This is a genomic window from Catenibacterium sp., from assembly GCF_052354645.1.
GTDB lineage: Bacteria > Bacillota_I > Bacilli_A > Erysipelotrichales > Coprobacillaceae > Catenibacterium > Catenibacterium mitsuoka_A.
The window spans coordinates 1-4985 of sequence record NZ_DAWDDM010000147.1 but is presented as its reverse complement, the minus strand read 5'-3'; the positions used below and the strand labels follow the sequence as shown (position 1 = coordinate 4985).

Annotated in this window: 6 protein-coding genes; 5 read left to right on the top strand and 1 reads right to left on the bottom strand. The window is 31.7% G+C overall.

All coding sequences use genetic code 11. From position 1 onward, the window contains the following. The 5 genes from ACT8VG_RS07295 to ACT8VG_RS07275 form a co-directional block, all read left to right on the top strand. A partial coding sequence (locus ACT8VG_RS07295) for an MmcQ/YjbR family DNA-binding protein (RefSeq protein ID WP_444195519.1) occupies positions 1–834 on the top strand: 834 nt, incomplete at its 5' end. Positions 835–888: 54 nt separating this feature from the next. Then, positions 889–1641 carry an esterase family protein gene (locus tag ACT8VG_RS07290; RefSeq protein WP_440251102.1) on the top strand — a complete coding sequence of 251 codons (753 nt, stop codon included), beginning with the start codon at positions 889–891 and terminating at the stop codon, positions 1639–1641. A 14-nt stretch (positions 1642–1655) separates the two neighbouring features. After that, positions 1656–3275: an ATP-grasp domain-containing protein gene (locus ACT8VG_RS07285; RefSeq protein ID WP_444195518.1), complete on the top strand. Its 1620-nt coding sequence runs from the start codon at positions 1656–1658 to the stop codon at positions 3273–3275. 125 nt (positions 3276–3400) lie between these two features. Then, positions 3401–3721: a type II toxin-antitoxin system RelB/DinJ family antitoxin gene (locus ACT8VG_RS07280; protein ID WP_022425189.1), complete on the top strand. Its 321-nt coding sequence runs from the start codon at positions 3401–3403 to the stop codon at positions 3719–3721. Next, on the top strand, positions 3718–3987 hold the full coding sequence (locus ACT8VG_RS07275; protein ID WP_006505231.1) for a type II toxin-antitoxin system RelE/ParE family toxin: 270 nt from the start codon (positions 3718–3720) through the stop codon (positions 3985–3987). The genes ACT8VG_RS07280 and ACT8VG_RS07275 overlap by 4 nt, the downstream gene beginning before the upstream one ends. A gap of 543 nt (positions 3988–4530) precedes the next feature. Here ACT8VG_RS07275 and ACT8VG_RS07270 read toward each other — a convergent pair. After that, positions 4531–4985: hypothetical protein (locus ACT8VG_RS07270; protein WP_444195517.1), on the bottom strand; the 455-nt coding region annotated here is incomplete at its 5' end.

Sequence of the window (4985 nt, the reverse complement as noted above, 5' to 3'; positions counted from 1 at the left end):
ATAATAAATGATATATTAGAGGCTAAGGTTTATGATTCTGATACAGATGAAGAATATACAAATATTCATTTAGTAGGTAAGCAGGGAAAGTTTGTACAAAAAGTAAGAACTGCATATGAAGACTGTATTGAGGACATATTAAATCATTGTTTTGTATATGATTATTTTGTTTTTCCTCAATCTAAACGTTTGATGCATCTTATTGAAGAAAAGTATCATGTTCTTCCAGATCATCCTTTTACTAATGGCGATTCATTTATATTTAGAAATAATGATAAGTGGTTTGGACTTATTATGTATACAGATTATTCTAAGTTTTGTGATAAACAGGGAGAAATAGAATGTCTGAATATTAAGGTTCCTATAGATACAGTGAATCATCCTTCTATCTATCCAGCTTTTCATATGAATAAGAAACATTGGATTAGTATACTGTTAGATGAAACATTGAGTGATGAAGACATCATGTCTCTTGTTGATCAAAGCTATCAGACTACTGTGATATGTGAAGATTGGGTTATTCCTGCGTCTCCTAAACGTTTTAACTTAATAAAGGCATTTAATCAAAGTGATTATATACAATGGCATCAAAAAGGAAATATTCATCAGGGAGCGAATGTATATATCTATTATGGTGCTCCTTATTCTGCAATTATGTATAAATGTCAGGTAGTAGAAAGTAATGAAACAAGTATGCTTCTTAAACGTCTAAAAACATATGATCCTACTCTTTATCCATTGGAAGTACTTAAGACATATCAATTAAGAGCTATAAGAGGTGCTAGGCATATTCCTAAAGAATTAAAGGAGTATATAGGAAATACCGATAAATAAGTGAATTGTCTATTAAATGTGATATAATGGGCAAAGGCAAAGGAGGATTTGGGAATGAAAGTAGAATATTATAAAGAGTACAGTCCATGTCTTGAAAGAGATATGGAATATAAGGTGTATGGACATGCAGGAACACCTATACTGGTATTTCCAACACAGAATGGTAGATTTTTTGATTTTGAAAACAATGGTATGGTCGCTACAGTAGAAGACCTTATTGATAATGGGAATATACAATTATTCTGCTGTGATAGTATTGATTTAGAAACATGGAGTGAAGAAGGCGGTCATGATGTTGAATCTCGTTCACATATGTTGGAACAATATTATCATTATATTGTAGATGAATTAGTACCTAGAATTATTGACATTAATGCGATGTGTGGTACACATGCAAAGGGTATTTATACTACAGGATGTTCATTAGGTGCATCACATGCAGCTAATTTCTTATTTAGAAGACCGGATATCTTTAGTGGATGTATCGCATTAAGTGGATATTATGATAGTGATTTATTCTTCCATGATTATGTGGATGATAATGTTTATCGTAATAGTCCTATTAAATATATTGAAGGTATGAGTTATGATCACCCATATGTAGAAATGTATAGAAAACGTCGTATCGTATTATGTTGCGGCCAGGGTGCATGGGAAGATGAAATGGTTCGTTCAACTAGTAGAATGAAAGAGCTATTAGAATATAAGAATATTCCAGCATGGATTGATTTCTGGGGATATGATGTAAACCATGATTGGGATTGGTGGAGAGTACAGTTCCCATATTTTGTAAAGAGAGTAATCTAGGAGGAGAAGAATAGATGAATGTAGTATTTATATCACCACATTTTCCAGAATATTATCATAATTTCTGTTCACGTTTAAAAGATCGTGGTGTGAATGTATTAGGTGTTGGAGATTGCCCATACGATATGATCAGTGATGAAACAAAGAATTCATTGACTGAATATTACTATGTAGGCTCTTTAGAAAACTATGATGAAGTATATCGTGCATGTGCTTATTTCTCTAGTCATTATGGTAAGATTGACTGGATTGAATCAGAAAATGAATACTGGCTAGAACTAGAAGCAACATTAAGAAGAGACTTTAATGTGACTACTGGTCCACAGATTCAGAATATGCGCTGTATGAAATTTAAATCAGCTATGAAGGAAGTATATAAGAGTGCTGGTTTAAAGGTGGCTGACTATATTAAGTTAGATACACTTGATGAAGCTTTAGAGTTTACTAAAAAGAATGGTTATCCAGTGATTGTAAAGCCTGATAATGGTGTAGGAGCAACTCATACTTATAAATTAAAAGATGATGAAGAATTAAAAGACTTCTATGATCATAAACAGGATTATATTGATTATATTCTAGAAGATTTTGTGCCTGGTGATGTTGTAACATTCGAAGGTGTGACTGATAAGGATAAGAATATTTTATTCTCTACAAGTCATTTTATGGATACTTCTATTATGGATACAGTCAATGATGCATCTGATATCTATTTCCATTCTGAACCTGTAGAAGGTAAACCTATTTATGAAATTGGTGAAAAGGTTGTTAAAGCATTTGATACAAGAAGCCGTTTCTTCCATTTTGAATTCATTAAGTTATCTGAAGATAAACCAGGATTAGGTAGAAAAGGTGATTTAGTTCCTCTAGAAGTGAATATGAGAGCACCAGGTGCTTTTATTCCTGATATGATGAACTATGCTTATGATGTAGATACATATACTATTTGGGCAGATATGATGATCTATAATACTTGTTTCTATGAAATTGAAAGAAAGTATTATGTAGGTTATGTAGGAAGACGTCTTGGTATTGATTATGAATTATCTGATGCAGAAGTAGCTGATAAGTATAGAGAATATATCAAGATTGAAGCAGATATTCCTCAGGTTCTTGCACAGGCTGAAGGTAACCATGTATTTATTTTCCGTGCTAAGACTAAAGCGAAGTTAAATGAAATTACTAAGGCGATTATTGCACATAAGAAGAAAAAGGCTGCACCTAAGAAAGCAGTAAAGAAGACAGTGAAAGCTGTGGCTAAAAAGGTAGAAAAAGTAAAAGAGCCTGTAAAGGAAGCAGTGAAGGAACCGGTAAAGAAGACAGTAAAGGCTGTAGCTAAGAAGGTTGAAGAAGTTAAGGAACCTGTAAAAACAGTTGTAGAAGAAACTGTTAAGACTGTAGAAAAGAAAAAAGAACCGGTTAAAAAGACCGTAAAAGCTGTGACTAAGAAGGTTGAAGAAACTAAAGAACCAGTTAAAGCAGTTGTGGAAACAAAGAAAGAAGAAGTAAAAGCAGCTGTAGAAGATACAGTAAAGGTAGTAGAAGAGAAGAAAGAAGAACTAAAAGAAGTAGTTAAGAAATCTCCTCGTGCTAGAAAAGCTGTTAAGAAACCTAGACATAAATCTAAAAAGCGTTAATTAAGAAACTGTGATGAAATGATTTCATTTCTGATCAGTTTTTTCTTTATTTGTTTTCTGTATATACAATGTGTTGACTGTTAATTGAGTGATGTTTATAATAGTTGAGAAGGAGTTTATGAACTATGAAAAAAACAACACTAACAGTGGCTACAGCACCCAAAACAAGCACTTTTCAGATGCGTATTAATCCAGAAATCAAAGCACAGGTAGAAGGAATCTATGCACAGTGTGGTATGACACTTACTGATGCTATTAATGCATTTATTCAGCAGTCTATTAATGTAGAAGGAATGCCTTTCTTAGTAACAGCAAATAGTAAGCAGGCATTAAGAGAACAGGCAATCTCTCAGTTAATGATTGAATTAGATAAAGGTGAAAAAGCACCTGCAGATGATAGCATTTCTGAAGAAGATATCTTAAAAGAATTTGGAATTGAACTATGAATCTAAGATATACAAGACAAGCACGTGCTGATTTAAGAAACCCTATGCGTTTGAATCCAAAGATAGTGAAACTATGTGCTGTATTAAAAACACACCCTGAAATAGGTGGTCAGCTATCTAATAGAACTGGATGGACAACAGATCTTTATTATGTCATTGCAGGAAAATATAGTATTTTCTATAAATATGATCATGATACAGTCACAATCATCCGTATTCTAACAAATGAAGAAAAATATATGAATGTCATCTTTGGTGATAAGTAAAAAGGATTGAATAAACTCAAATGGTATTAAGTTAAAGAAAACTAATATCATCGGGTAATTAAGTTAAGGTGTCAGCTACAAATAAAATGGTACCCATAAGGAGGACAACAACCTGACAGTTGTGATACCCCTCCTGTGGGTATCATTTTTTGTTTTGTTGCTTAAATTTTACTATGTCAAAATCAAAGAAATTTACTGATGAAGAAATCAAGTTATTATCCAAATCATCATATGTCAAAAATGTAAGAAAAAACAGACTGGCATTAACTTATGAATTCAGATGCATACTATATAATGAATGGATCAAGCAACCATCTGGCTTTCGGATAAGATAGAGGAGGTTCTTTGACATTTAGTCGCTTAACTTAATACCATTGGTTTGCTAAGGAGGTTTTTCTTTTGGGAAGAAAAAGCAAGTTTTTTAAAGAACACAAAGTTGAAATATATAAAAGATATTTATACATCAATTGTAAAGTCATACGAGCACATGCCCCTTTTATTTCATTATTATATTGGCTTTTATAATTACTTTACCCTTATCATCTATAAAATTGATTTTCTCCATTTGATGTTCTGCTTATCAAAAAATGCATGTAATTTCTCAATATCTTCATTGCTGGCATTTTTCTTTTCAAAATAGATTTTAAAGCCTGCATTACTTGTAAAAAATACAATATCATTTGTTTCGTTAATTTTCTTTAAATCTTTGTATTTTATAGGAGCTTCATTCGATGATGAGTCTACTTTTGCGTAAAGTTTATCTTCATCAAAGTATAAATCAAAATATATTACATCTTTGTTGTATCGTTCTATTTGCTGGTTCATTAATTGTTTTAATCCAGTTCTTGATACAGTAAGATGAATTTTAACTTCCAATAATAAAATAACGCTAATTATTACAAAAAAAGAAAAGTCTCTTATAAATAGGCCTAACAATAAACCTATAAAATCAAGACTGAATACGGTTATAAATGTAATTTTATATTTAGTAGGAAAGA

Excerpts from the sequence above, each read along its gene's own strand:
- ACT8VG_RS07290 (WP_440251102.1), top strand. The coding sequence starts at position 889 with ATGAAAGTAGAATATTATAAAGAGTACAGTCCATGTCTTGAAAGAGAT.
- ACT8VG_RS07285 (WP_444195518.1), top strand. The coding sequence starts at position 1,656 with ATGAATGTAGTATTTATATCACCACATTTTCCAGAATATTATCATAAT.
- ACT8VG_RS07280 (WP_022425189.1), top strand. The coding sequence starts at position 3,401 with ATGAAAAAAACAACACTAACAGTGGCTACAGCACCCAAAACAAGCACT.
- ACT8VG_RS07275 (WP_006505231.1), top strand. The coding sequence starts at position 3,718 with ATGAATCTAAGATATACAAGACAAGCACGTGCTGATTTAAGAAACCCT.